Raw genomic sequence first — 22,709 nt, forward strand, 5'->3', positions numbered from 1 at the left:
CCCTCGTGCGCGGCGGACCGACGGGTCGGGGATTCCCCGTCGTACGGCCGGAGAAGAGCGGTTCGCTCCGGCCCGCGCCTTTCCCACGCGGGTGGCTCGTCAGCGTACGCGAGTTCGGCCGGGGGTCACGTGGTGGACCTCTCACCTCCTCGGGCGAACCCGTGTGGTGTACGCCACTCGCCTTTTCGCGCGCGCGTAGGTGTACGAGGAGGTCAGCGCGGGCACGGCGCGGGCCCACCGGAAGGCCGGCCGCCGGGGGCGGTGCGCGGGCCGGTCGATAATCGAGCCCGTGACCGAACTCGTGACGCGCCCGGCCCCGCCGCGCGCCCCGCTCCTCCGCCGGGCGGCTCCGGCCCTGCTCGGCTACGCGGCGGTCCGCGTGCTGGGCGTGGCCGTGCTGGCCGGCTGGAGCGCGGCGCGCGGCAAGAGCGCGTACACGCTGCTGACCGCGCGCTGGGACTCCCTCTGGTACGCGCGGGTCGCCTCCTCGGGCTACGGCTACGAGGTCCGGCTGCCGAACGGCGACGTCCACTCCGACCTGGCGTTCTTCCCGCTGCTGCCCTGGCTGGAGCGGCTCGGGCACGCGGTGGCGCCGCTGTCGTACGCGGACGCCGGTTTCGTGGTCGCGCTGCTCGCCTCGCTCGCGGCCGCGGCCGGGATCTTCGCGGTGGCCGAGTGGCTGTACGGCGCCCGGGCGGGGGTCTGCGCGGTGCTGCTGTGGGCGGTGCTGCCGGTGGGGATCGTGCAGTCGATGGCGTACAGCGAGTCGCTGTTCACGGCGCTGGCCGCGTGGTCGCTGTACGCGGTGCTGACCGGGCGCTGGGTGACGGCGGGCCTGTTCGCGGCGCTCGCGGGGCTGACCCGGCCGGTGGGCATGGCGGTGGTCGCGGCGGTGTGGGTGGCGGGGCTGGCTCCTTATATGACCGGCCGATATATGACCGGTCGATTCGCTGCGGGCGTCACCTCACGGGTGACCCCGTTCGAGGGAACCCGGAGCGCGGAGGGAGTGTGGGGCGCGCGTGAGGACGTACGCGCCCCCGGCCTCTCCCCCGCGCCGCGTACGGACGCCCCCGCGCGCCGCCTCCTCGGCATGGCACTCGCCCCGCTCGGCGCCGCCGGGTACGTCCTCTGGGTCGGTCTGCGCACCGGGGACGGGCCGCTCGGCTATCTCCGCGTCCAGGCGGGCTGGCGCAACGGCTTCGACGGGGGCTACGCCTTCGCCCGCTTCGTGGCGGGCATGTTCACGTCGTTCCCGTCGGCCCTCGCGGGCGTGGCCGTCGCCGCCGGCGTCGTCCTGCTGATCCGGCTGTACCTGACCGGTGTGCGCCAACGGCAGCCGCTGCCCGTGCTGGTCTACACGGGCGTGGTGCTGGCGCTCGCCCTGTGCGCGTCGAGCTACTTCGGCTCCAAGCCCCGGCTGCTGATGCCCGCCTTCCCGGTGCTCTTCCCCCTGGCCCGGGCCCTGGCGGCGGCGCGTCCGGGCCGCGCGGCCGCGGTCGTGGCGGTGGCCGCGACGGCCGCCGCGGTCTACGGCGCCTTCTGGCTGAACGGCTCCGGGCCCCCGTGACCGGCCCCGCCGCCGACCATGATCAACACCTCTGGGCCCGGTGAGCGGCTCCTGAATTCACCGCGATGCCCGGGTTAACGAATTCATAAGCGACCAAAAACCGCCCTGTTCGGCATGCCCAAAACAATTCCGGGAACCTCGCGGGCTCCATTGCCGAATCGCGGTAATCGGGAATCCCTCCTGAGAGGTTTCCCACATCACATCGTCATCACAAAGCCTCAGTACCGACCGGGAACACCGCTCACTCGCTGTAATGTCGATTGGGTGCGTACCGAACGAAACCTCACCCGGCGTCTGGACCGGGTGTTCGCCAGGCTGGACCGTGAGCCGGAACGGCCGGCCCACATCGACATGCCCAGGATGAGCCGGCACCGGGTCGTACTGTTCTCCTCGACCCTGGCCTTCTACCTGGCGATCGTGTGGGCCGTGATCACCACGTCCTGGCTGGTACGGCTGGACTGGCGGGTCATGTTCTTCCGCCCGTACCAGCAGTGGCCGGAGATCCACGCGTTCCTCGACTACTACGTGGTCCTGGGCCAGCGCGGCCCGACCGCCGTCATGGTCACGGCGTGGCTCGGCTGGCGCTCCTGGCGGCAGCACACGCTGCGGCCGCTGCTGACGCTGGCGGCCTCGCTGCTGCTGCTGAACATCACGGTGGGCGCCGCCAAGCTCGGCATGGGCCGGCTCGGCCCGCACTACGCCACCGTGATCGGCTCGAACGAGATGGGTCTGGGCGGAGACATATTTCCCTCGGGTCACACCGCCAACGCGGTCGTGACCTGGGGCATCCTCGCCTATCTCGCCTCCACGCCGCGGGCGCGCCGCTGGCTGTCCGCGATCTCGGCCGTCACCTCGCTCGGCGTCGGCCTCACCACCGTCTACCTCGGTACGCACTGGCTGAGCGACGTCCTTCTCGGCTGGGCCGCCGGTCTGCTGATCCTGCTCGCGCTGCCCTGGTTCGAGCCGCTGATCTCCCGGACCGAGGCCGCCGTGTTCGCCCTGCGGGACCGGCTGCGGGCCCGTCGCGGCCGTACGGCGGCCGCTCCGGCGACTCCGCTCACCCCGGTCGGAGCGGGGCAGCTGCGGCCGCAGGCCGCCCAGTCCGAGGCGCACCCGGCCGCCTTCGAGCCGGTGGCCTCCGCGCGCGGCGGACGCACCCCGATCCATCTGGCCCCCGGTCCGCACACGGCCCGCTCGGAGCGCACCCCGGTCACCCCGGCCGGCAGCCGTCGTCCGGCGCACGCCGACCGGCTGCCGCGCGGCGCCTCCCAGCCGGCCCGCCCCTGACGGCGGGGCGGCCGGCGGCGGGCCGGACACGCACACGAGCCCGCCGCCGAGCCGCCCGGTCCCGGGTCCGGTCAGCCCTTCCAGGCCCGCCGGACCCGGCCGTCCTCCACCTCGAAGTTGATCCTCCCCACGCGGTACTCCATGGTGACGACCGTGCCCGGCGGCAGCGCCCGTACGGTGCTCCAGCCCCGGTCCCGGGCCAGGCGCTCGGCGCCGGCGGCGTCGAGGCCGACGTAGGTGTCCGGACTGTCCTTCGGCTCCGGCGGCGGAGCGGGAATCTGTGCCATGCGGCCACGCTAGGCGGCTGCGGGCGGTGACGGAACCCCGGCCCCGCGGCGGTCATGCGCTGTGCACGGTCACACTTCTGTCACAGCTTCCCGGCACCCGTTACCGCCGAACTCCGTCACACGTATGGGGGTTACCGTTCACCTCGTCGGGGCAATCGAACAGAATTTCCTTGTGCCGGGATCCTGTCGTCTCTTTTCTTCTGCCGAACGTTTCCGGCCGAATTCCGTCGCCCAGGTTCGAAAGTTGTTTTGACGGGGAATCCGGTGGCTCCACGAGGGACCTGACGGCTCATAGGAAATTCACGGATTCACCACACCGCCGCCGCACCCCGCGAGAGGCGCGCGCCCCGGGGCGGGGACGCGGACAGCCGCCGCCCCTCGGGGGGACGGCGGCTGTCGCTGCCGGGCCGTGTGCGCCCGGCCGCGCTCAGAGCGCCAGGCGCTGGCCGGGCACGATCAGGTCGGGGTCGGAGCCGATGACCTTCCGGTTGTCGGCGAAGACCTGTCGCCAGGTGGTGCCGTGCCGGGCGGCGATGGTGCTCAGCGTGTCGCCCGCTCGGACGGTGTAGGCACCGCGGGTGGCGCTGCGGCCGGTGTGCTCCACCGGGCGCTCGGGCGCCTTCGCGGGCTTCTGCGGCTGGGCGGGGGTCCGCTTCGCCGTCGCGCCGCTCTTCGTGGCCGCGCCCCGGGACGCGGCGGCCGGTGCTCCTCCGGAGGCGCCGGCGCGGGCCGAACACACGGGCCAGGCTCCCCAGCCCTGGGCGCCCTGCACCTTGGTGGCGACGGCGATCTGCGCGCTCCTGGAGGCCTGGTCGGCCGTCGGCGCGTAGGCGGCGCCGCCGTAGGCCCGCCAGGTGCTCGCCGAGAACTGGAGCCCGCCGTAGTAGCCGTTGCCGGTGTTGATGTGCCAGTTGCCGCCGCTCTCGCACTGGGCGATGCGGTCCCACACCCCGTTGTCCGCCGCGTCCGCGCTTCCCGTCGCGGTCAGCAGGCCCAGCGGGGCCAGGAGCGCCGCTCCGGCGAGGACGGCCGTCGTACGGCCCTTGCGGGCGCCCTCACGACGGGCGGCGGGACGGTTGGTATCGGCACACTCGGTCATGCATTTCCCTCTCCACGTACCCGGGCTCCCCCAGGGCGGGACGCGCCTTGCCGCACAGGACCGCGGCTCCTCGCGCCCGGCCCCGTCCGCCACGACCGATGCGGTGATCGTGTCCGACCACAGGCGGCCGGCGGACTTGCCCGAGCGGTGCTCGTTGCACACGGCGGAGGAATCTAGGGAGGACAGCTCTCGGATTTCAACCAACACCCCTTCTTTCCAGGCCAGTTGGCTGTTACCGCGAGTATCGGCGATTTCCGGCCACCCACTACATGCCGCTATGTGCCGACATAACGGATGGTCACCTTCTGCGGGTGTGACCCAGTTCACCCCATCAAGTCCCTTGACTGTGCGCGAAATTGACGCTGAGTGGCCGATTCCGCACCAAACGTGACGGCCTCGGCGGGATGGTTCGATTCCGTTCGCCTGAAGGCGTGACTCCCACCACAGGACGCCCGTTGTCTTCTTCATGAGCCCGCAACGCCGGGGCTCAGCGACCGGGAGCCCCCGGCCGGCCCCAGCACCGCATCCCGAGGGAGTCACCGTGCCGCCCATGCTCGACGTCAGTGACGCCGTACGTGCCGAGATCGGCGACGAAGAAGCCGACCGGCTGCTCGCCGGAGAGAACGCCCCGGGCAGTTACGACTGCACCTCCTGCCGCACGCCCGGCAATTCGGAGCTGGAGCGCACCAGCACCGTGCTGTTCGTCGGCGAGGAGACCGCCGTCCTGGCCTTCGCCCACGCGGGCTGCCTGCCCTCGCAGGTCGTGCAGGTCACCGAGGAGCAACTGCAGGGCGCCGTCCGCTCGATCGGCGACGGCCTGGCCCCCGGCGCCGAGGAGCCCCAGGCCGCCGCCCCGGCCGCGCCGGAGCCCGCCGTGCTCGGGGTGACCAGCGGACTCGTCCTGATCGAGGGCGAGTTGCACCCCGCGCTCGTGGTCGAGCCGACGGCACCGATCGTGCGCCCGGGCAGCACCGGACCCGGCGACGACTTCCTGCCGCTGCTCATCGAACAGGGGTTCATGCCGGTGACCGAGCTGACGTCCGTGCCGCCGGTGCTGCACGGCTGGTCGGTGCTGCTCGCCGTGGGCCAGCTGCACGCGGTGCTCCAGCCGGGGCCCAACGGGGGCCAGCAGGTGGCCTGGTGGCAGGCGCACCAGCCGCTGCAGGTGACCGACAGCTGGCGTGCGGCCGCCAACAAGCACCAGCAGGTGCTGATGTTCGCGGCCCCGGTCGGCTCCATCGGCCGCCAGCCCCGCGAGGACCTGCTGCGCGACGCCCTGGACAGGTCGGCGGCGACGGGCAAACTGGTCGCCGCCGCGCTGCCCCTCGCGGGGACCTGACGGGGCGCGAGGGGCCGGTTCGGGCGGGGTACGGGCTCGGGTGGGCCCGTACAACACCCGGCCCGACCCCTCGCCCCCACGCCCACCCCCACACGCTCCCGCCGGGACCGGCGCCTGACACCAGCGCGCGAGCCCATACGCCCGCCCGAGCCGACGCCTGGCGTCCGCGCCCACACCCGGACGGCCCCGCCCAGACCGACGCCTCACATCCGTGCCACCCCCGCACGGGCCCGCCCACCCCCGCCCGAAGCGACGCCTGGCGTCCGCGCCGGTGCCCGCCAACTCCCGTACGCCCGCGCGCGGAAGCGGAACGGCTCCCGCCACGGTCACCCCGTCAACCCGCCCCCGTACGCCCGCGCCCGGCAGCCGTGCGCCCGCGCAGCCCCCGTATCCGCCCGCGCGACGCGACCCCGCGCCCGCCCGCGCACCGCGACTCCGCGCCCGCGCGCGGGACCCGCACGACCGAGCCCCCGTCCAAGCGCCGCAGGCCCCCGCATCCCTTTGCACCCGGCGTCGTTTGGACATACGTGCACCCATACGACACCCCGGCCCGCCGGCCGACCGCCCTCACCCCCGTACCGATCGCCCGGCCAGGGCAGGACGGCACCGGCGGGTCCTCGGCCACGCCGATCTACGACACGCTCTACGCGGAGTGGGTCAAGACCTTCCGCACGCTGCCCGGCGACCGCAGCGGCGAGGAGGACCTGGAGTTCACGGCCTTCGGCAGCCTCCCGCAGAGCACCGGTGCGTACGGCGGGCACCGGCCGGGTTCGTTCAGCAGCTCCTACAGCGCCTACAGCGCGGGGGCGTACAGCGCGCGGCAGCAGTCGCAGTCCCAGTGGCAGCGGGTCGGCACGATCGGGCGGCCGCAGGAGCCCGAGGGCCCGCGACCGGACCGGGCGGCACTGCCCCCGGCACCACGCCAGGGCAGCTGAAGAGACGCCGAAGGGCGGCCTCCGGTCCGAACAGAACCGGGAGCCGCCCTTCCGTCGTACCCGTTACTTCTTCTTCGCGCCGCGCTTCTCGCGCACCCGCACCGAGATGTGGATCGGGGTGCCCTCGAAGCCGAACTCCTCGCGCAGCCGGCGCTCGATGAAGCGCCGGTAGCCCGCCTCGATGAAGCCGGAGGCGAAGAGGACGAAGCGCGGGGGCTTGGTGCCCGCCTGGGTGCCGAACAGGATGCGCGGCTGCTTGCCGCCCCGGACCGGGTGCGGGTGGGCGGCGGCCAGCTCACCGAGGAACGCGTTCAGCCGGCCGGTGGGGACGCGGGTCTCCCAGCCCTCCAGCGCGGTCTCGATCGCCGGGACCAGCTTCTCCATGTGGCGGCCGGTACGGGCGGAGACGTTGACGCGCGGGGCCCAGGCGATCTGGCCCAGCTCGGTCTCGATCTCGCGCTCCAGGTAGTAGCGGCGCTCCTCGTCGAGGGTGTCCCACTTGTTGAAGGCGACGACGACCGCGCGGCCGGACTCGACGGCCATGGTGATGATGCGCTGGTCCTGCACCGAGATGTTCTCGGAGGCGTCGATCAGGATGACCGCGACCTCCGCCTTCTCCACGGCGGCGGCCGTGCGCAGGGAGGCGTAGTAGTCGGCGCCCTGCTGGAGGTGGACGCGCTTGCGGATGCCCGCGGTGTCCACGAACTTCCAGGTCTTGCCGCCCAGCTCGATCATCTCGTCGACCGGGTCGCGGGTGGTGCCCGCCAGCTCGTTGACGACGACGCGCTCCTCGCCCGCGACCTTGTTGAGCAGGGAGGACTTGCCGACGTTCGGGCGGCCGATCAGGGCGATGCGGCGGGGGCCGCCGACACCGGCGCCGCCGAAGGTCTGCGCGGGCGCCTCGGGCAGCGCCTCCAGGACGGCGTCCAGCATGTCGCCGGTGCCGCGGCCGTGCAGCGCGGAGACCGGGTGCGGCTCACCGAGGCCGAGCGACCACAGGTAGGCGGCGTCGGACTCGCCGGAGAGGCCGTCCACCTTGTTGGCGGCCAGCACGACCGGCTTGCCGGCCTTGCGCAGCAGCCGGACGACCGCCTCGTCGGTGTCGGTGGCGCCGACCTTCGCGTCCACCACGAAGACGACCGCGTCGGCCGCCTCGATGGCGTACTCCGCCTGGGCGGCCACGGAGGCGTCGATACCGAGGACGTCCTGCTCCCAGCCGCCGGTGTCGACGACCTTGAAACGGCGGCCGGCCCATTCGGCCTCGTAGGTGACGCGGTCGCGGGTGACGCCCGGCTTGTCCTCCACGACGGCCTCGCGGCGGCCGATGATCCGGTTCACCAGGGTCGACTTGCCGACGTTCGGGCGGCCGACGACGGCGAGCACGGGGAGCGGGCCGTGGCCCGCCTCCTCGATGGCGCCCTCGACGTCCTCGATGTCGAAGCCCTCGTCCGCGGCGAGCTGCATGAACTCCGCGTACTCGGCGTCGCCGAGAGCCCCGTGCTCGTACTCGTGCGCGGCCGAGCCGTCGGGCTGGTTCTGGTCGTTCATGAAGTCCGTACCTCGTCGTCGTTCGTGGTGATCGGTGGAAGTGGCCCGAATCGGGCCGTTCCACTACTCAAGTGTCGCCCAGCGCCCGGTCAGGCGCCTGGCGTTTTCCAGGTGTGCGGTGAGCCGCTTCTGGATGCGCTCGGTCGCCTCGTCCAGCGCCTTGCGCGTACGCCGCCCGGTTCCGTCGCCCGCTTCGAACGGATCTCCGAAGACCACGTCCACGCGCGAGCGCAGCGGCGGCAGGGCCTTGATCAGGCGGCCGGGCTTCTCGGCGCTGCCGAGTACGGCCACGGGCACGATCGGCGCCCCGCTGCGGACCGCGAAGTAGGCGAGCCCCGCGCGCAGCGAGGCGAAGTCGCCCTCGCCCCGGGTGCCCTCCGGGAAGATGCCCAGCACACCGCCTGCGTCCAGGACGCCGAGCGCCCGGGCGATGGCGGTGCGGTCGGCGCTGGTGCGGTCCACCTTCAGCTGGCCGATGCCGGTCAGGAAGGGGTCGAGCGGGCCGGTGAACGCCTCCTGCTTGATCAGGAAGTGCGTCGGCCGGGGCGCGACGCCCATGACCATGGGGCCGTCGATGTTGTGCGAGTGGTTGACGGCGAGGATCGCCGGACCGCTCGCGGGCACCCTCCAGGCGCCCAGGACGCGCGGCCGCCACAGGCCGTACATGAGGCCGACGCCGATGCGCCGGCCGATCTCGGCGCCCCGCTCCGAGGGCAGAGCCGGGGCGCTCACTTCCCGGCCCGCTTCTCCTCGACCAGCGTGACGACGCACTCGATGACCTGGGCGAGGGTCAGCTCGGTGGTGTCCACCTCGACCGCGTCGTCCGCCTTGGCGAGCGGGGAGGTCTTGCGGCTGGAGTCGGCCGCGTCCCGCTTGATCAGGGCCTCGCGGGTGGCGTTGACGTCGGCGCCCTTCAGCTCGCCGCTGCGGCGGGCCGCGCGGGCCTCCGGGGAGGCGGTGAGGAAGATCTTGAGGTCGGCGTCGGGCAGCACGGTGGTGCCGATGTCCCGGCCCTCGACGACGATGCCCAGCTCGGCGGCCGCGGCGATCGAGCGCTGCAGCTCGGTGATCCGGGTGCGCACCTCGGGCACCGCGCTGACCGCGCTGACCTGGGAGGTGACCTCCTGGGTGCGGATCGGGGCGGCCACGTCGCAGCCGTCCACCGTGATGGTGGGGGCGGACGGGTCGGTGCCGGAGACGATCTCGGGCTTCCCGGCGACGGCGGCGATCGCGGTGGGGTCCTCCAGGTCGATGCCGTTGGTCACCATCCACCAGGTGATGGCCCGGTACTGGGCGCCGGTGTCCAGGTAGCTGAGGCCGAGCTGCGCGGCGACGGCCTTCGACGTGCTCGACTTGCCCGTGCCGGAGGGGCCGTCAATCGCGACGATCACGGGCTTGGTCGGGGCGGCGCCGTTTTCCACGGGAGGGCACCTTCCTGGTGAAGGGTGGTCGGTGGGGTGCGGGACGCGAGGGCGCCCCGCACAAGGTTACTGGGTGTGGGTCACTCGTACGGACGTACGTCCGCCCCGCGACCGGCGGCGACCCACGCCGTGGGACCTGCCGGGTGCCCCGCGCTACTGCCGCAGCGCCCAGCCGCGCTCGCGCAGCGCCTCGGTCAGCACGGGCACCGCCTTGGGCTCGACCATGAGCTGGACCAGACCCGCCTGCTGCCCGGTGGCGTGCTCGATGCGCACGTCCTCGACGTTGACCCCGGCGCGGCCCGCGTCCGCGAAGATGCGGGCGAGCTGTCCGGGCTGGTCGTCGATGAGGACGGCGACGGTCTCGTAGGCGCGCGGGGCGGAGCCGTGCTTGCCGGGGACCCGTACCTGTCCGGCGTTGCCGCGCCGCAGCACGTCCTCGATGCCCGCGCCGCCCGCGCGCCGCTTGTCCTCGTCGGAGGACTGAAGCGCCCGCAGCGCGCGCACGGTCTCGTCCAGGTCGGCGGAGACGTCCGCGAGGAGGTCGGCGACGGGTCCGGGGTTGGCGGAGAGGATGTCGATCCACATCCGGGGGTCGGAGGCGGCGATCCGGGTGACGTCGCGGATGCCCTGCCCGCACAGCCGTACGGCGGCCTCCTCGGCGTTCTCCAGCCGGGCCGCGACCATGCTGGAGACCAGGTGCGGCATGTGGGAGACGAGGGCGACGGCGCGGTCGTGGGCGTCGGCGTCCATGACGACCGGGACGGCGCGGCAGTGCGAGACCAGTTCCAGGGCGAGGTTCAGCACCTCGGTGTCGGTGTCGCGGGTGGGGGTGAGGACCCAGGGGCGGCCCTCGAAGAGGTCGGCGGTGGCGGCCAGCGGGCCGGACTTCTCGCGCCCGGACATGGGGTGGGTGCCGATGTACGCCGAGAGGTCGAGGCCGAGCGCCTCCAGCTCGCGGCGGGGGCCGCCCTTGACGCTGGCCACGTCGATGTAGCCGCGGGCCAGGCCCCGGTTCATGGCGTCGGCGAGGACGGTGGCGACGTGCGCGGGCGGGGCGGCGACGATCGCGAGGTCCACGGGGCCCTGGGGCGGCGCGTCGGTGCCGGCGCCAAGCGCGGCGGCGGTGCGGGCCTGCTCGGGGTCGTGGTCGGCGAGGTGGACGGTGACGCCCCGCTGGGCGAGGGCGAGCGCGGCGGAGGTGCCGATGAGGCCGGTGCCGATGACGAGTGCGGTCCTCACCGGGCGCCGCCCTGGTGCCGGACGGTGCTCATGTGGCGGAGGCCGCCAGGACGCCGTGGATGACCGGCCTCGTCCCACCGCCGCGGGACCGCCCCCCGGACCGCTCGTACCGCCACTGCCTGCTCCTCACTGGCCCGCGCGCCGACCGGTCCCGGCGCTGCGTAGGCGTCCAGCCTAGTCAGCCCGGACGGCCGGAACGGACAGCAGGAGGGGCCGACCCGGTGACGGGAGGCTCCCGCTTCCTTCGTCGCGGGTCCCATCGGTGCCAAGATGCCCGGACATACGGCTTTCCTCACCTTTCGCAGGCCGTCTGCCGACGGCGTCCCGTACGTTCGGAGTGACGACATGACCCAGCCCGCGACACGGCGCACGCTTCTCGCGACGGGAGCCGCCACGCTCGCCGTCTGCTGTGTGGGATGCGGTGGCGACGACTCGGCGGGCTCCACCGCCGAGGCGACCCCCGGGAGCACGGGCGGCGAGAACGGCTCCGCCCCGGCCGCGCAGGCGCTGGCGCGGACCGCCGACATCCCGGAGGGCGGCGGCAAGATCTTCGCGGACCAGAAGATCGTGGTGACGCAGCCGGTCAAGGGCGAGTACAAGGCGTTCTCGGCCGTCTGCACCCATCAGGGCTGCGCGCTGAACCAGGTCGTGGACGGCATGATGGACTGCCCGTGCCACGGCTCCAAGTTCCGCATCACCGACGGCTCGGTGGCGCAGGGTCCGGCCACCCAGCCGCTGGCCGCCCGGCCGATCCAGGTGCGGGGAAACTCGATCACGCTGGGGTGATCGCACCGCGTACGCTCCGGCCATGCACCCCGCCGACCTGGTCCGCGACCACACCGTCTACGCCTGTGTCATGGGCTCGCGGGCCTTCGGCCTGGCCACCGACGCGAGCGACACCGACCGGCGGGGCGTCTATCTGGCCCCCACTCCCCTGTTCTGGCGCTTCGAGAAGCCGCCGGCCCATGTCGAGGGCCCCGGCGAGGAGCAGTTCTCCTGGGAGCTGGAGCGCTTCTGCGAACTCGCCCTGCGCGGCAACCCCAACATCCTGGAGTGCCTGCACTCGCCCCTGGTGGAGCGACTGACCGACACGGGCCGCGAGTTGCTCTCCCTGCGGGACGCCTTCCTCTCCCGCCGGGTCCACGCCACCTTCACCGGGTACGCCCTCGGCCAGCGCCGGAAACTGGACGCCGACATCCGCACCACCGGCGCCCCGCGCTGGAAACACGCGATGCACCTCCTGCGCCTCCTGACCAGCGCCCGCGACCTCCTGCGCACCGGCGAACTCCACCTGGACGTCGGCACCGAACGCGAACCCCTCCTCGCGGTGAAGCGCGGCGAGATCCCCTGGCCGAAGATCGAGTCCCGCATGACCCGCCTGGCGGAGGAGACCGACGAGGCCCTGCTCCGCACCCCGCTCCCGGAGGACCCGGACCACGCCCGCGTGGCCGACTTCCTCTACCGCGTCCGCCGGGACTCAGCCCAGTCGCAGGCGCACCACGAACGCGTGGAGGGCGTCCTGCGCGGTGACGGCGTCCGGCAGGACTGAGGCGGCCTGGGCCTCGTCGAGCCGGACGTGCAGCCGCTCGACGTCGGCCCGTACGCGCTCCCGGTCGACACCGGCGTCCCCGTGCTCCCGCTCGGCCTTGGCCGCGATCAGCTCGGGCAGATAGCCGGGGGCCTCCAACTCGCCGAGCAGCGTGGGCAGATGGGCCTCGACCTCGCCGCTGCCCATCAGATGGATGCCGGTGAGCAGCACGCGGAACGTGTAGAGCAGGGGCTTGAGTTCGCCGGTCTTCTCGAACAGCCGCCACTGGGTGCCCGCGAACCCCCGGTAGTGGTGGGCGTGGTGGCTGGTGAGGACGCCCGGCGCGAGCGCGGCCAGTTCCCTGTGGGCGTCGGTGGTGTGGACGACCAGGGGCGAGAGGAGCTGCTCCAGCACATAGCCGTTGCGCCGGAGCATCAGCCGGACGAACTTGCGCAGGTCGTGGGTGACGAGGTCCATCTCGACGCCGTCCCGGACCCAGTCCCGCGAGCGGGTCTCCTCCGGCTCGCGCAGTCCGACCAGGTCGGCTGCGGGCAGCAAGTGTACGCCGCGCAGGTCCACGTCGGAGTCCCGGGACGGGAAGCCGTAGAGGTGGGCCCCGGAGACGGTCGCGAACAGCAGGGGGTGGGGCTGTTCCGCGATCACGGGCGTCAGGTCCATGCCGAGAGCGTCGATCATGGGCCTAAGCATCCCAGAGCGTGCCCAATTCCAGCAGATCGTCCCGGTACTCGATGCGCTCCGTCCAGGCCGCCGGCCAGGCGTCCGCGCCGAGCCAGGCACCCGCGAAGGCACCCGCCAGACAGGCGATGGAGTCCGAGTCGCCGGCGGTGCAGGCGGCGCGGCGGAGGGCGAGGACGGGGTCGGTGGGGAACCAGAGGAAGCAGAGGAGGGCGGTGGCCAGGGCTTCCTCGGCGATCCAGCCCTCTCCGGTGGCGAGGCAGGGGTCGGTTTCCGGGGAGACCGTGCGGACCGCGTCCTGGAGGCGGTCGAGGATCGCCAGGCACTCGTCCCAGCCGCGCGCGATGAAGTGCTCGGGGCTGGGGTCCTGGGAGCGGGTCCACAGGTCGCCGAGCCAGGTCCGGTCGTAGTGGGTGCGGTGGTCGAGGGCGTACGAGCGCAGACGGCCGACCAGTCCGGCGGGGTCGGTGCCCTGGGCGAGGAGCCACACGGCGTGCGCGGTGAGGTCGGAGGCAGCGAGCGCGGTGGGGTGGCCGTGGGTGAGGGCGGACTGCAACTGGGCGGCACCGGACCGCTGTTCGGGGCTCAGGCCGGGTGCCAGGCCGATCGGCGCGACCCGCATGTTGGCGCCACACCCCTTGGAGCCGACCTGGCTGGCGTCCTGCCAGAGCCGCCCCTCCTCCTTGAGCAGCTCGCACGCCGTCAGACAGGTCCGGCCGGGCGCGCGGTTGTTCTCCGGCGACTGGTACCAGTCCACGAACTCCTCGCGCAGCGGCCGCTCCAGCCGCTTCGGCGCGAGATACCCCCGCCCCATGGCTGTCCGCAGGCCGCAGCCCAGCGCGAGGGTCATCTGCGTGTCGTCGGAGACGAAGGCGCAGCCCGGCAGCTCCATCTCCCGCCAGGGGCCGCACTTGGCGAGGATCGACGGCACATCGTTGAACTCGGTCGGAAATCCCAGGGCGTCGCCGAGGGCGAGGCCGAGCAGGGAACCGGTGGCGGCGCGCTTTCCCGCGGGTGTGGTGGTCATGGATACGCCCTTCCGGGCGCACTCCGCCCCGGCCCCCGTTGGTCCGGCCGCATGGCCACCCGACTAATCGTCAGGTTGACCATAAAGCCGGACCGGGGCGGGCGGCAAGGGCGCCCGCCCCGGGGTCGGTCCAGAGGCCGGCCTAGAGGTCGACTTCCTTCATCAGCATGCCGACCTCGGTGTTGGACAGCCGGCGCAGCCAGCCCGACTTCTGGTCGCCGAGGGTGATCGGGCCGAAGGAGACGCGGACCAGCTTGTCGACGGGGAAGCCCGCCTCCGCCAGCATCCGGCGCACGATGTGCTTGCGGCCCTCGTGCAGGGTCACCTCGACCAGGTAGTTCTTGCCGGTCTGCTCGACCACGCGGAAGTGGTCCGCGCGCGCGTACCCGTCCTCCAGCTGGATGCCGTCCTTCAGCCGCTTGCCGAGGTCGCGCGGGATCGGGCCGACGATGTGCGCGAGGTAGGTCTTCTTCACGCCGTACTTCGGGTGGGTGAGGCGGTGCGCCAGCTCGCCGTGGTTGGTGAGCAGGATGACGCCCTCGGTCTCCGTGTCGAGCCGGCCCACGTGGAACAGCCGGGTCTCACGGTTGGTGACGTAGTCCCCGAGGCACTGGCGTCCGTCCGGGTCCTCCATGGTGGAGACGACACCGGCGGGCTTGTTCAGCGAGAAGAACTGGTACGACTGCGTGGCGACGGTCAGACCGTCGACCTTGACCTCGTCCTTCTCCGGGTCCACGCGGCGACCCTGCTCAAGCACGATCTCGCCGTTGATCTCGACGCGGGCCTGCTCGATCAGCTCCTCGCAGGCACGCCGGGAGCCGTAGCCCGCGCGCGCGAGCACCTTCTGCAGGCGCTCGCCCTCCTGCTCGGCGCCGGGGAACGTCTTGGGCAGCTTGACGTCCTTCTTGCCCGCGTACCGCTCCCGGTTGCGCTCCTCGGTCCGGGTCTCGTACTCCCGCGAGCGCGCGGGGGCCGTACGGCCGCGCCCGGCGCCCTGGGCCTGCTTGGGGCCGCCCTTGGCGCCGCCGCGCGCCGCACCGCCCCGGCCCGACTTGGGGCCGTCCTGCGTGGCGCCCGGGCCGACGTCGTAGCGGCGCTCCTCCGGGCGGGGCTTGCGGGGGCGGCCGCCCTGCCCCTGGCGCTCGTCCCGCTTGTCGCCGGCGCCGCGATGGTTCCCGCGTCCGCTGTTCCTGTCGCTGCCGCTGCTTCGCATCAAGGTTTCCGTCTTAGTCGTCTGCGTACTGACCGCCGGGCGCGTCGGGCGCGTCCGGGTCGAACGACGGGACACCCTCCTGGCTCTCGGCCTCGATCGCCGCCGCTTCCGGGAGGAAGGGGGCGAGTTCCGGAAGCTCGTCCAGGCCGCGCAGGCCCAACCGCTCCAGGAAATACTCCGTCGTCACGTACAGGATCGCACCTGTTTCGGGTTCCGCGCCCGCCTCGCGGACCAGACCGCGCTGGAGCAGGGTCCGCATCACGCCGTCGCAGTTGACCCCGCGCACCGCGGAGACCCTGCTGCGGCTGACCGGCTGGCGGTACGCGACGACCGCGAGAGTCTCCAGGGCCGCCTGGGTGAGGCGCGCGGTCTGGCCCTCCAGGGCGAGGCGTTCGACGGCGGGGGCGTACGCCGGGCGGCTGTAGAAGCGCCAGCCGCCCGCGACGTGGCGCAGCTCGAAACCGCGGCCCTGGGCGGTGTAGTCGTCGGCGAGTTCCCTGAGGGCGTCGGCGACGGCGCGTCTGGGGCGCTCCAGGAGGCGGGCGAGGCGGTCCTCGGAGGCGGGCTCGTCCACGACCATGAGGACGGCCTCCAGGGCGGGCTTGAGGCCGAGCTCGGCTACGGCGGTCTCGTGGTTCACGGCTTCGGCTCCTCGGCCTTCTCGTCCCGGGCCTTCTCGGGGGGCCGGTCGAACTCGTCGGTGACGGTGGGGAGGGTCTGCCCGTCTCCGCCGGTCCAGCGGACCAGCAGGGTGCCGAGGGCGGCCTCCTGCTCCAGCGCTACGGCCTTCTCGCGGTAGAGCTCCAGCAGGGCGAGGAAGCGGGCCACGACCGTGAGGGTGTCGTCGGTGTCGGCCACCAGCGCGCGGAAGTCGCTCTCGCCGAGTTCGCGCAGCCGGGCGACGACGATCCCGGCCTGCTCCTGGACGCTGACCAGCGGCGCGTGGATGTGGTCGACGTACACCTGCGGCTCGGCCTTCGGCTGCATCGCCTTCACCGCGAGCCGGGCGAACCCCTCGGGCCCGATGCTGATGACGACCTCGGGCAGCAGCTCGGCGTGGTGCGGTTCGAGTCCGACGGTACGGGGGTGCCTGCGGCCCTCGTCCTCCAGCCGCTCGTTGAAGATGTCCGCGATCCGTTTGTACGCCCGGTACTGCAGCAACCGCGCGAACAGCAGATCCCGGGCCTCCAGCAACGCGAGATCCGCCTCGTCCTCCACCTCGGCGGCGGGCAGCAGCCGGGCCGCCTTCAGATCGAGCAGCGTGGCGGCGACCACCAGGAACTCGGTGGTCCGATCCAGATCCCAGTCCGCCCCCATGGCCCGGATATGCGCCATGAACTCATCGGTCACCCTCGACAGCGCCACCTCGGTGACATCCAGCTTGTGCCGCGAGATGAGCTGCAACAACAGATCGAACGGCCCCTCGAAGTTGTCGAGCCGCACCTTGAAGACACCACTGTCCCCGGAGTCACCGGGAGTGTCACCGGTCCGGGGCGCGGCCGCGGCCACAGCCGAGGGCGCCGCAGGCGACCACGCGGACTCGGCGTCCACCGGGGCCGTGGCAGGCGGCCGGGCGGCAGGCCCCGGCGCGGACTCGGCGTCGCCCGAAGCTGCCGCGAGCGGCACGGCGGCAGCCCCCGGCCTGGTCCCGGTGTCCCCCGGAGTCTCGGCAGGCGGCCGGGTGACGGCCTCCGGCTGCGCCACGTCCGAAGCCGCCGCAGGCGCCCGCTCGGACCCGCCCCGAGGCGCCGCAGGCGGCCGCGCGGGCTCGGGAGCCGCTGGAGGTGCCGGGGGTGGCGCGGCGGGCTCCTGGGGCGCCGCAGGCGATCCGGATTCGGCCGGTGCTCCGGCGGACGCCGTAGGCGGAGCCGCGGGCTCCTCGGCCACCGGGGGCGGAACGCCCGGACCCCGGCCCAGAGGGCGTCTCGGGCCGGGGGTGGGGGTGTGGTTCGGGGTCATGGGGGTCGCAGGCTATCGGGCGGCCGGCGAAAAGCGCGGCTAGCGCCCCCGCAGGCGGCGGACCAGGATGCTGGCCTCGCCGCGGGCCTCCAGGTCGGCCAGGACCACGGCGACCGCCTCGCGGACGATCCGGCCGCGGTCGACGGCGAGCCCGTGTTCACCGCGGAGCACCAGGCGCGCGTGCTCCAGGTCCATGAGTTCCTCGGCGGAGACGTACACGGTGATCTTCTCGTCGTGCCGCTCGCGCCCGCTGGGCCGCCGGGCGGCGGCGCGCCCGCGCTTGCGGGGCTGCCCGTCGTCGGAGCCGTCCGGCGGGGGCTGCCGGCGCGCGGGCCGGATGCGGGACTCGCCGGTCTCGGACGATTGCGGGCCGACCGCCGCCGTGTGCTCCGCGCCCTCGCCGTCACCGCCCCGCGCGGGCACCGCCTGGGGCGCGTCCTCCGCCTGCGCGGCGGCGGCCGCCGGGTCGCTCTCCCCCGCGGGGGCCGGCACCCTGGCCTCCCCCCGCCGGGGGGTCGAGGGCTGGAGCGCCATCCCTCCGGTCGTACGGAACAGTTCGTCGGCTCCGGGCAGACTCACTCGGCGTGACACCGGGCGAGCACCTCCCTGGCGAGCTGGCGGTAGGCGGCGGCACCGACGGAGTTGGAGGCGTACGTGGTGATCGGCTCACCGGCGACGGTGGTCTCCGGGAAGCGGACCGTGCGCCCGATGACCGTGTGGTACACGTGGTCGTCGAACGCCTCGACCACCCGCGCGAGCACCTCACGGCTGTGCACCGTGCGCGAGTCGTACATGGTGGCGAGGATGCCGTCCAGCTCCAGCTCGGGGTTGAGCCGCTCCTGGACCTTCTCGATGGTCTCGGTCAGCAGGGCCACACCGCGCAGCGCGAAGAACTCGCACTCCAGCGGCACGATCACCTTGTGCGCCGCGGTGAGCGCGTTCACGGTGAGCAGACCGAGCGAGGGCTGACAGTCGATCACGATGTAGTCGTAGTCGTCCATCAGCGGCTTCAGGGCACGCTGCAGCGTGGACTCGCGCGCGACCTCGGAGACCAGCTGGACCTCGGCGGCCGACAGGTCGATGTTGGAGGGCAGCAGGTCCATGTTGGGGACCGCCGTCTTCAGCAGGACCTCGTCGGCCGACATGCCCCGCTCCATGAGCAGGTTGTAGACCGTGAGGTCGAGCTCCATGGGGTTGACGCCGAGACCCACCGACAGCGCGCCCTGCGGGTCGAAGTCCACGAGCAGCACGCGCCGGCCGTACTCCGCGAGCGCGGCACCCAGGTTGATGGTCGACGTGGTCTTGCCGACGCCGCCCTTCTGGTTGCACATCGCGATGATCTTCGCGGGGCCGTGGTCGGTCAGCGGGCCCGGGATCGGGAAGTACGGCAGCGGGCGCCCGGTCGGGCCGATGCGCTCACGGCGCTGGCGGGCCGCGTCGGGCGCGAGCGTGGCCGCGTACTCCGGATCGGGCTCGTACTCGGCGTCGGGGTCGTAGAAGTGCCCCTCGGGCAGTTCGTCGTAGTCGGCGAAGTGGTTGTGGGGCGCGCCACTTCCGTCGCCGGCCATGGCGTTCACGTGATGGCCATCCATGCTCTGGTGTGCTGTCCGGTCCGTCTGCGGACCCGGACTCTGGTGGGCTGCGAAGGTGCGCACAGCTACGGAGCCGACAGCCTCGAATCCCGTGGGGTCCTGGTGGCCCCGTGCCGGCATTCCTGGTTGACCACCCCCGGGAGAAAATGTCGACTCATTCACAAGTCGTCTTACCTCCTTGGTGACCAGGAAACTTCTAGACAAGGTCAGCGTGGCACCATGCCGACGGTTGGCGACTCTATGGCGTGTCGGCGGTCCGCAGCAACACAATCCGCCGGACCCGGCCGGATGTGTCGACAATGAAACATCCCTCTGTCAAGGGCGTACGACCGTCGCACAGCAGGTTTCACCGGTGTACGAATCGGTCGAATGCTTGCGTTCGAGGCGAGTTGACCGAGTGTCGCAAAGTGACCATACACACATCCGGCCGGACCTTCGGGCAAGGTCCGGCCGGGTGCGCGGTGTTGACGGGATGTGTTGACGAATCGCCTTTACGACGCTGACGACTTGGCGACTCGCCGGACCCGCGGGTGTCAGCCGATCAGCGCGTCGATGCTCACGTGGTCCAGACCGTGGGCCTCGGCGACCTCCTTGTAGACCACCTTGCCGTCATGGGTGTTGAGGCCCCGGGCGAGCGCGGCGTCGCGGCGCAGCGCCTCGACCCAGCCGTTGTTGGCCAGGGAGACGATGTACGGGAGCGTCGCGTTGGTGAGCGCGTTGGTGGAGGTGTTGGGCACCGCGCCGGGCATGTTGGCGACGCAGTAGAAGACCGAGTTGTGCACCCGGAAGGTCGGCTCGGCGTGCGTGGTCGGACGGGAGTCCTCGAAGCAGCCGCCCTGGTCGATCGCGATGTCGACAAGGACACTTCCGGGCTTCATCCGGGACACCATCTCGTTGGTGACCAGCTTCGGGGCCTTGGCGCCCGGGATGAGGACGGCGCCGATGACGAGGTCGGCGTCCAGGACGGCCTTCTCCAGCTCGAAGGCGTTGGACATGATCGCCTTGACCTTGCTGCCGAAGATCCGGTCGGCCTCGCGCAGCTTGTTGATGTCGCGATCGAGCAGCGTCACCTCGAAGCCCATGCCGACGGCGATCTGCACGGCGTTCCAGCCGGAGACGCCGCCGCCGATGACGACGGCCTTGGCCGGGGTCACGCCGGGCACGCCGCCGGGCAGCACACCGCGGCCGCCGGCCGGGCGCATCAGGTGGTAGGCGCCGACCTGCGGGGCGAGCCGGCCCGCGACCTCGGACATCGGGGCGAGCAGCGGCAGCGCGCGGTTGGCGAGCTCGACCGTCTCGTACGCGATGGCGGTGGTGCCGGACTCGATGAGCGCGTCCGTGCACTCGCGGGAGGCGGCGAGGTGCAGGTACGTGAAGAGGATCTGGTCCTTGCGCAGGCGGTGGTACTCCTCCGCGACGGGCTCCTTGACCTTCAGCAGCAGGTCGGCGGTGGCCCACACCTCGTCGGCGGTGTCGAGGATGCCCGCACCGGCGGCGATGTACTCCTCGTCCGTGATCGAGGAGCCGAGGCCGGCGCCGCGCTCGACGACGACCTGGTGGCCGTTGCGCACCAGCTCGTGCACGCCGGCGGGGGTGATGGCCACCCGGAACTCGTTGTTCTTGACCTCGCGGGGGATGCCGACCTTCACGTCGATCACGGTCCTTGGCTCAGAGGGTATGGGGGGTGCGCTGAAAGACATACCCGGGCGCACTGACGCACACCGGGAGACACCGCAGGAGAACGTGCGGCAGAGCCAGTTTAATGAAGGTGTTCTGCGTGTCTAGCCTTTCATTGCATCAATCTTCAGCTGACGGACTACGGATTTCGCAGGCGTTGGCGAGGGGCTCCGGACCGATCGCCCCCGCGCGGTCCGGCCGGGGCTCCGCTGCCGGGCCCTCCTCCCCCAGGATGCGCTCCGCGGCGGCGCGGTGCAGGCGGGCGGCGGCGGGGTCGCCGAGGCGGTCCAGGGTGTCGGCCATGCGCAGCTGGAGCGCGGCCTGGAGCCGGGTGTCCTCGGCGCGCCGCGCCCACTCGGCGGCCTCGCGGCAGGTGCGCAGCGATTCCTCGGGGCGGCCTGCGTACTCCTGGACGCGGGCGGTCTCGCTGAGCGCCCGGGCGTAGGCGGCGGTGTCGCCCTCCTTGCGGTAACCGGCCGCCGCGGAGCGCCAGTTGCGCAGCGCCTCGCCGTAGCGGCCCGCGTAGGTGTGGGCGGTGGCGATGCGGCCGTAGAGCCGGGCGGCCTGGGCACGTTCGCCCCGGGCGAGCCGGTCGGCGAGGGCGCGGCCGAACCAGTCGGCGGCCCGGTCGTGGTCGCCGAGCTCCTGGTGGGCGCCGCCGACGGATTCCATCGCGCGGCCGGTGGCGTAGGGGTCGTTCGCCGCGCGTCCGGCGTCCAGGGCGGCCCGGTAGCGGGCGAGCGCGTCGCGGACGCGGCCGGTCTGGGCGTCGAGGTCGCCGAGGTTGAGCAGGGCGGCGGCCTGCTCGCGGGGCAGTCCGCGCCGCTCGGCCACGTCGAGGACCAGGCCGTGGATTCCGTAGAGGTCGGCCGCGGCGGCCTGGGTTCCGAAGTGGGCCACCATGGCGCGCACCAGCTGGGACATCAGACGCCGGGCGAGGGTGTCGAGGCCGCCGTCGGCCACGGCGAGCCGGGCGGCGGCCAGCAGGGCGGGGCGGCGTACGGTCAGCCACTCGGCGGCGGCCTCCGGGCCCGAGAAGCGCAGCGCGGGGGGCAGCGAGCGCAGCTTCTCGCGGGCCTGCGGGCTGTCGGTCTCGGTGGCGGCGCGGCAGGACTGCAGCAGCCGTACGTCGCGCTCCAGGACGCGGGCGCGGGCCAGCTGGAGTTCGGCCGGGCGGTCCTCCTTCTCGGCGAGGGCGCGCAGCAGGGGGTGGAGGCAGCCGGGCACCTCGTACTCGGGCAGCGGGGCGCCTGCGGGGTGCAGCAGGCCGAGGGCGGTGAGGTCGTCCAGGACGGCGCGGGCGCGGGCGGGCGAGCAGCCGGCCAGGGCGGAGGCGGTGTGCGGGTCGACGGTCCCGGCCGGGGCCTGGGAGAGCAGGCGCAGCAGCCGGGCGGAGGCGACGGGGAGCCGGTCGTGGACGAGCCGCAGGACGCGGGCGAGCGGGGCGCTGTCGCCGCCGTCGTCGGGGTCGGCGTGCATCCGCTTGGCGAGGTCGGAGATGCCGGCCTGCGGGCGGGAGGCGAGCCAGCCACCGGCCAGGGTGAGCGCGGCGGGCTGTCCCTGGCAGATCTCGGCCAGGTTCTCGGCGGAGCGCGGGTCGACGGTGACGCGCACCGATCCGGCCCAGCGGGTGAGGAGTTCGACGGCCGACTTGGTGTCGAGGCCGCCCAGGGTGCAGGGGCGCACGCCGGGGATGCCGGTGAGGGGTCCCTCGGCGACGGCGACGACCAGGCAGTCCGGGGCGTCCGGAAGAAGGGCGTCCACCTGTTCGGCGCCGGGCGCGTCGTCCAGCAGGAGCAGGACGCGGCGGCCGGTGAGGGCGGTGCGCAGCGCCTCGGTGAGGACGTCCTCGGGGGCTCCGGCGGGGGCCCGTACGCCGAGGGCGGTGAGCAGGTCGCGGGCGGTGCGCTCGACCGGTACGGGGGTGCCGTCGGGGTCGGCGAGCCGGGCGCGCAGGACGCCGTCGGGGTAACGGGGGGCGAGCTGCCGGACGAGTTCCCCGGCGAGGGCGGTGCGGCCGGAGCCGGGGCGTCCGGCGATGAGGAGCACCCGGGCGCGGGGGGCCTTGCGGCCGGCGAGGGTGTCCAGGCCCGCGCGCTCGATGTCGGCGCGCAGCTCTTTCAACTCCCGTGTGCGTCCCAGGAATGAGGCCGGTGCGGCTGGGGGCTCCGCCGGCCGCACGTCGTCCTGGTCCACCGCCTGATCCGTCACGGGTCACGCTCCCGTCCCACCGCACGCGCACAGCCCGCCGGTTCTTCCGGTACGGGCGATTCCAGAGCCTAGTTCACGCTCTGC

At 73.1% G+C, this 22,709-nt stretch carries 21 protein-coding genes; 6 read left to right on the forward strand and 15 right to left on the reverse strand.

The genetic code is table 11. From position 1 onward, the window contains the following. The first annotated feature begins 289 nt into the window (after positions 1–289). Together AB0898_RS24595 and AB0898_RS24600 are read left to right on the forward strand one after the other, a co-directional pair. Positions 290–1,567, forward strand: a complete 1,278-nt coding sequence (locus AB0898_RS24595; protein WP_366805118.1) for a mannosyltransferase family protein — start codon at positions 290–292, stop codon at positions 1,565–1,567. A 264-nt stretch (positions 1,568–1,831) separates the two neighbouring features. Then, a complete protein-coding gene (locus tag AB0898_RS24600) occupies positions 1,832–2,854 on the forward strand; it encodes a phosphatase PAP2 family protein (RefSeq protein ID WP_366805119.1) in 1,023 nt (340 codons plus the stop codon). A 71-nt stretch (positions 2,855–2,925) separates the two neighbouring features. Here AB0898_RS24600 and AB0898_RS24605 read toward each other — a convergent pair whose 3' ends face one another. Both AB0898_RS24605 and AB0898_RS24610 read right to left on the reverse strand, forming a co-directional pair. Further along, positions 2,926–3,141: an I78 family peptidase inhibitor gene (locus AB0898_RS24605; protein ID WP_366805120.1), complete on the reverse strand. Its 216-nt coding sequence runs from the start codon at positions 3,139–3,141 to the stop codon at positions 2,926–2,928. 427 nt (positions 3,142–3,568) lie between these two features. After that, on the reverse strand, positions 3,569–4,240 hold the full coding sequence (locus AB0898_RS24610; RefSeq protein ID WP_366805121.1) for a transglycosylase family protein: 672 nt from the start codon (positions 4,238–4,240) through the stop codon (positions 3,569–3,571). Positions 4,241–4,781: 541 nt separating this feature from the next. Between AB0898_RS24610 and AB0898_RS24615 the strand changes: the two genes are divergently transcribed. Next, on the forward strand, positions 4,782–5,579 hold the full coding sequence (locus tag AB0898_RS24615; protein WP_366805122.1) for a hypothetical protein: 798 nt from the start codon (positions 4,782–4,784) through the stop codon (positions 5,577–5,579). A 527-nt stretch (positions 5,580–6,106) separates the two neighbouring features. Continuing rightward, positions 6,107–6,514 (forward strand): hypothetical protein, encoded by a 408-nt coding sequence (locus AB0898_RS24620; protein ID WP_366805123.1) that lies wholly within the window; start codon positions 6,107–6,109, stop codon positions 6,512–6,514. A gap of 63 nt (positions 6,515–6,577) precedes the next feature. On the opposite strand, the gene der is transcribed toward AB0898_RS24620, so the two are convergent. From der to AB0898_RS24640, 4 genes are all read right to left on the reverse strand, one after another. Next, positions 6,578–8,062 (reverse strand): ribosome biogenesis GTPase Der, encoded by a 1,485-nt coding sequence (der, locus tag AB0898_RS24625; protein WP_366805124.1) that lies wholly within the window; start codon positions 8,060–8,062, stop codon positions 6,578–6,580. 63 nt (positions 8,063–8,125) lie between these two features. Then, positions 8,126–8,728: a lysophospholipid acyltransferase family protein gene (locus AB0898_RS24630; RefSeq protein WP_366805163.1), complete on the reverse strand. Its 603-nt coding sequence runs from the start codon at positions 8,726–8,728 to the stop codon at positions 8,126–8,128. A 62-nt stretch (positions 8,729–8,790) separates the two neighbouring features. After that, positions 8,791–9,483, reverse strand: coding sequence for a (d)CMP kinase (cmk, locus tag AB0898_RS24635; protein WP_366805125.1), 693 nt, complete (start codon positions 9,481–9,483; stop codon positions 8,791–8,793). Between the two features lie 153 nt (positions 9,484–9,636). Further along, positions 9,637–10,722, reverse strand: coding sequence for a prephenate dehydrogenase (locus AB0898_RS24640; protein ID WP_366805126.1), 1,086 nt, complete (start codon positions 10,720–10,722; stop codon positions 9,637–9,639). A gap of 345 nt (positions 10,723–11,067) precedes the next feature. Between AB0898_RS24640 and AB0898_RS24645 the strand changes: the two genes are divergently transcribed. Further along, positions 11,068–11,508 (forward strand): Rieske (2Fe-2S) protein, encoded by a 441-nt coding sequence (locus tag AB0898_RS24645; RefSeq protein WP_366805127.1) that lies wholly within the window; start codon positions 11,068–11,070, stop codon positions 11,506–11,508. 22 nt (positions 11,509–11,530) lie between these two features. Further along, the gene (locus AB0898_RS24650; protein WP_366805128.1) at positions 11,531–12,271 is read left to right on the forward strand and encodes a DNA polymerase beta superfamily protein; all 741 of its coding nucleotides are present in this window, start codon (positions 11,531–11,533) and stop codon (positions 12,269–12,271) included. On the opposite strand, the gene AB0898_RS24655 is transcribed toward AB0898_RS24650, so the two are convergent. The 9 genes from AB0898_RS24655 to AB0898_RS24695 form a co-directional block, all read right to left on the reverse strand. Continuing rightward, positions 12,200–12,946: a nucleotidyltransferase domain-containing protein gene (locus AB0898_RS24655; protein ID WP_366805129.1), complete on the reverse strand. Its 747-nt coding sequence runs from the start codon at positions 12,944–12,946 to the stop codon at positions 12,200–12,202. The two genes, AB0898_RS24650 and AB0898_RS24655, sit on opposite strands and share 72 nt — an antisense overlap. 4 nt (positions 12,947–12,950) lie before the next feature. Further along, on the reverse strand, positions 12,951–13,973 hold the full coding sequence (locus tag AB0898_RS24660) for an ADP-ribosylglycohydrolase family protein (protein WP_366805130.1): 1,023 nt from the start codon (positions 13,971–13,973) through the stop codon (positions 12,951–12,953). A gap of 142 nt (positions 13,974–14,115) precedes the next feature. Continuing rightward, positions 14,116–15,186, reverse strand: a complete 1,071-nt coding sequence (locus AB0898_RS24665; RefSeq protein WP_366805131.1) for a pseudouridine synthase — start codon at positions 15,184–15,186, stop codon at positions 14,116–14,118. Positions 15,187–15,199: 13 nt separating this feature from the next. Further along, complete coding sequence (gene scpB / locus AB0898_RS24670; protein ID WP_407078398.1) at positions 15,200–15,766, reverse strand: SMC-Scp complex subunit ScpB; 567 nt, start codon at positions 15,764–15,766, stop codon at positions 15,200–15,202. 56 nt (positions 15,767–15,822) lie between these two features. Next, a complete protein-coding gene (locus tag AB0898_RS24675) occupies positions 15,823–16,812 on the reverse strand; it encodes a segregation and condensation protein A (protein ID WP_407078396.1) in 990 nt (329 codons plus the stop codon). Positions 16,813–17,184: 372 nt separating this feature from the next. Beyond that, complete coding sequence (locus tag AB0898_RS24680) at positions 17,185–17,736, reverse strand: hypothetical protein (protein WP_366805134.1); 552 nt, start codon at positions 17,734–17,736, stop codon at positions 17,185–17,187. Then, a complete protein-coding gene (locus AB0898_RS24685) occupies positions 17,721–18,857 on the reverse strand; it encodes a ParA family protein (RefSeq protein ID WP_366805135.1) in 1,137 nt (378 codons plus the stop codon). The genes AB0898_RS24680 and AB0898_RS24685 overlap by 16 nt, the downstream gene beginning before the upstream one ends. Before the next feature lie 413 nt (positions 18,858–19,270). Continuing rightward, on the reverse strand, positions 19,271–20,395 hold the full coding sequence (gene ald, locus AB0898_RS24690) for an alanine dehydrogenase (RefSeq protein WP_366805136.1): 1,125 nt from the start codon (positions 20,393–20,395) through the stop codon (positions 19,271–19,273). A gap of 139 nt (positions 20,396–20,534) precedes the next feature. Continuing rightward, on the reverse strand, positions 20,535–22,625 hold the full coding sequence (locus AB0898_RS24695; RefSeq protein WP_366805137.1) for a tetratricopeptide repeat protein: 2,091 nt from the start codon (positions 22,623–22,625) through the stop codon (positions 20,535–20,537). Positions 22,626–22,709: the final 84 nt, after the last annotated feature.

Origin of the sequence: Streptomyces sp. NPDC005435, from assembly GCF_040703155.1 — a bacterium.
In the GTDB taxonomy this organism is placed as follows: domain Bacteria; phylum Actinomycetota; class Actinomycetes; order Streptomycetales; family Streptomycetaceae; genus Streptomyces.

Excerpts from the sequence above, each read along its gene's own strand:
- AB0898_RS24605 (WP_366805120.1), bottom strand. The coding sequence starts at position 3,141 with ATGGCACAGATTCCCGCTCCGCCGCCGGAGCCGAAGGACAGTCCGGAC.
- AB0898_RS24610 (WP_366805121.1), bottom strand. The coding sequence starts at position 4,240 with ATGACCGAGTGTGCCGATACCAACCGTCCCGCCGCCCGTCGTGAGGGC.
- der (WP_366805124.1), bottom strand. The coding sequence starts at position 8,062 with ATGAACGACCAGAACCAGCCCGACGGCTCGGCCGCGCACGAGTACGAG.
- AB0898_RS24630 (WP_366805163.1), bottom strand. The coding sequence starts at position 8,728 with ATGTACGGCCTGTGGCGGCCGCGCGTCCTGGGCGCCTGGAGGGTGCCC.
- AB0898_RS24645 (WP_366805127.1), top strand. The coding sequence starts at position 11,068 with ATGACCCAGCCCGCGACACGGCGCACGCTTCTCGCGACGGGAGCCGCC.
- AB0898_RS24650 (WP_366805128.1), top strand. The coding sequence starts at position 11,531 with ATGCACCCCGCCGACCTGGTCCGCGACCACACCGTCTACGCCTGTGTC.
- AB0898_RS24655 (WP_366805129.1), bottom strand. The coding sequence starts at position 12,946 with ATGATCGACGCTCTCGGCATGGACCTGACGCCCGTGATCGCGGAACAG.
- AB0898_RS24660 (WP_366805130.1), bottom strand. The coding sequence starts at position 13,973 with ATGACCACCACACCCGCGGGAAAGCGCGCCGCCACCGGTTCCCTGCTC.
- AB0898_RS24665 (WP_366805131.1), bottom strand. The coding sequence starts at position 15,186 with ATGCGAAGCAGCGGCAGCGACAGGAACAGCGGACGCGGGAACCATCGC.
- scpB (WP_407078398.1), bottom strand. The coding sequence starts at position 15,766 with ATGGTCGTGGACGAGCCCGCCTCCGAGGACCGCCTCGCCCGCCTCCTG.
- AB0898_RS24685 (WP_366805135.1), bottom strand. The coding sequence starts at position 18,857 with ATGCCGGCACGGGGCCACCAGGACCCCACGGGATTCGAGGCTGTCGGC.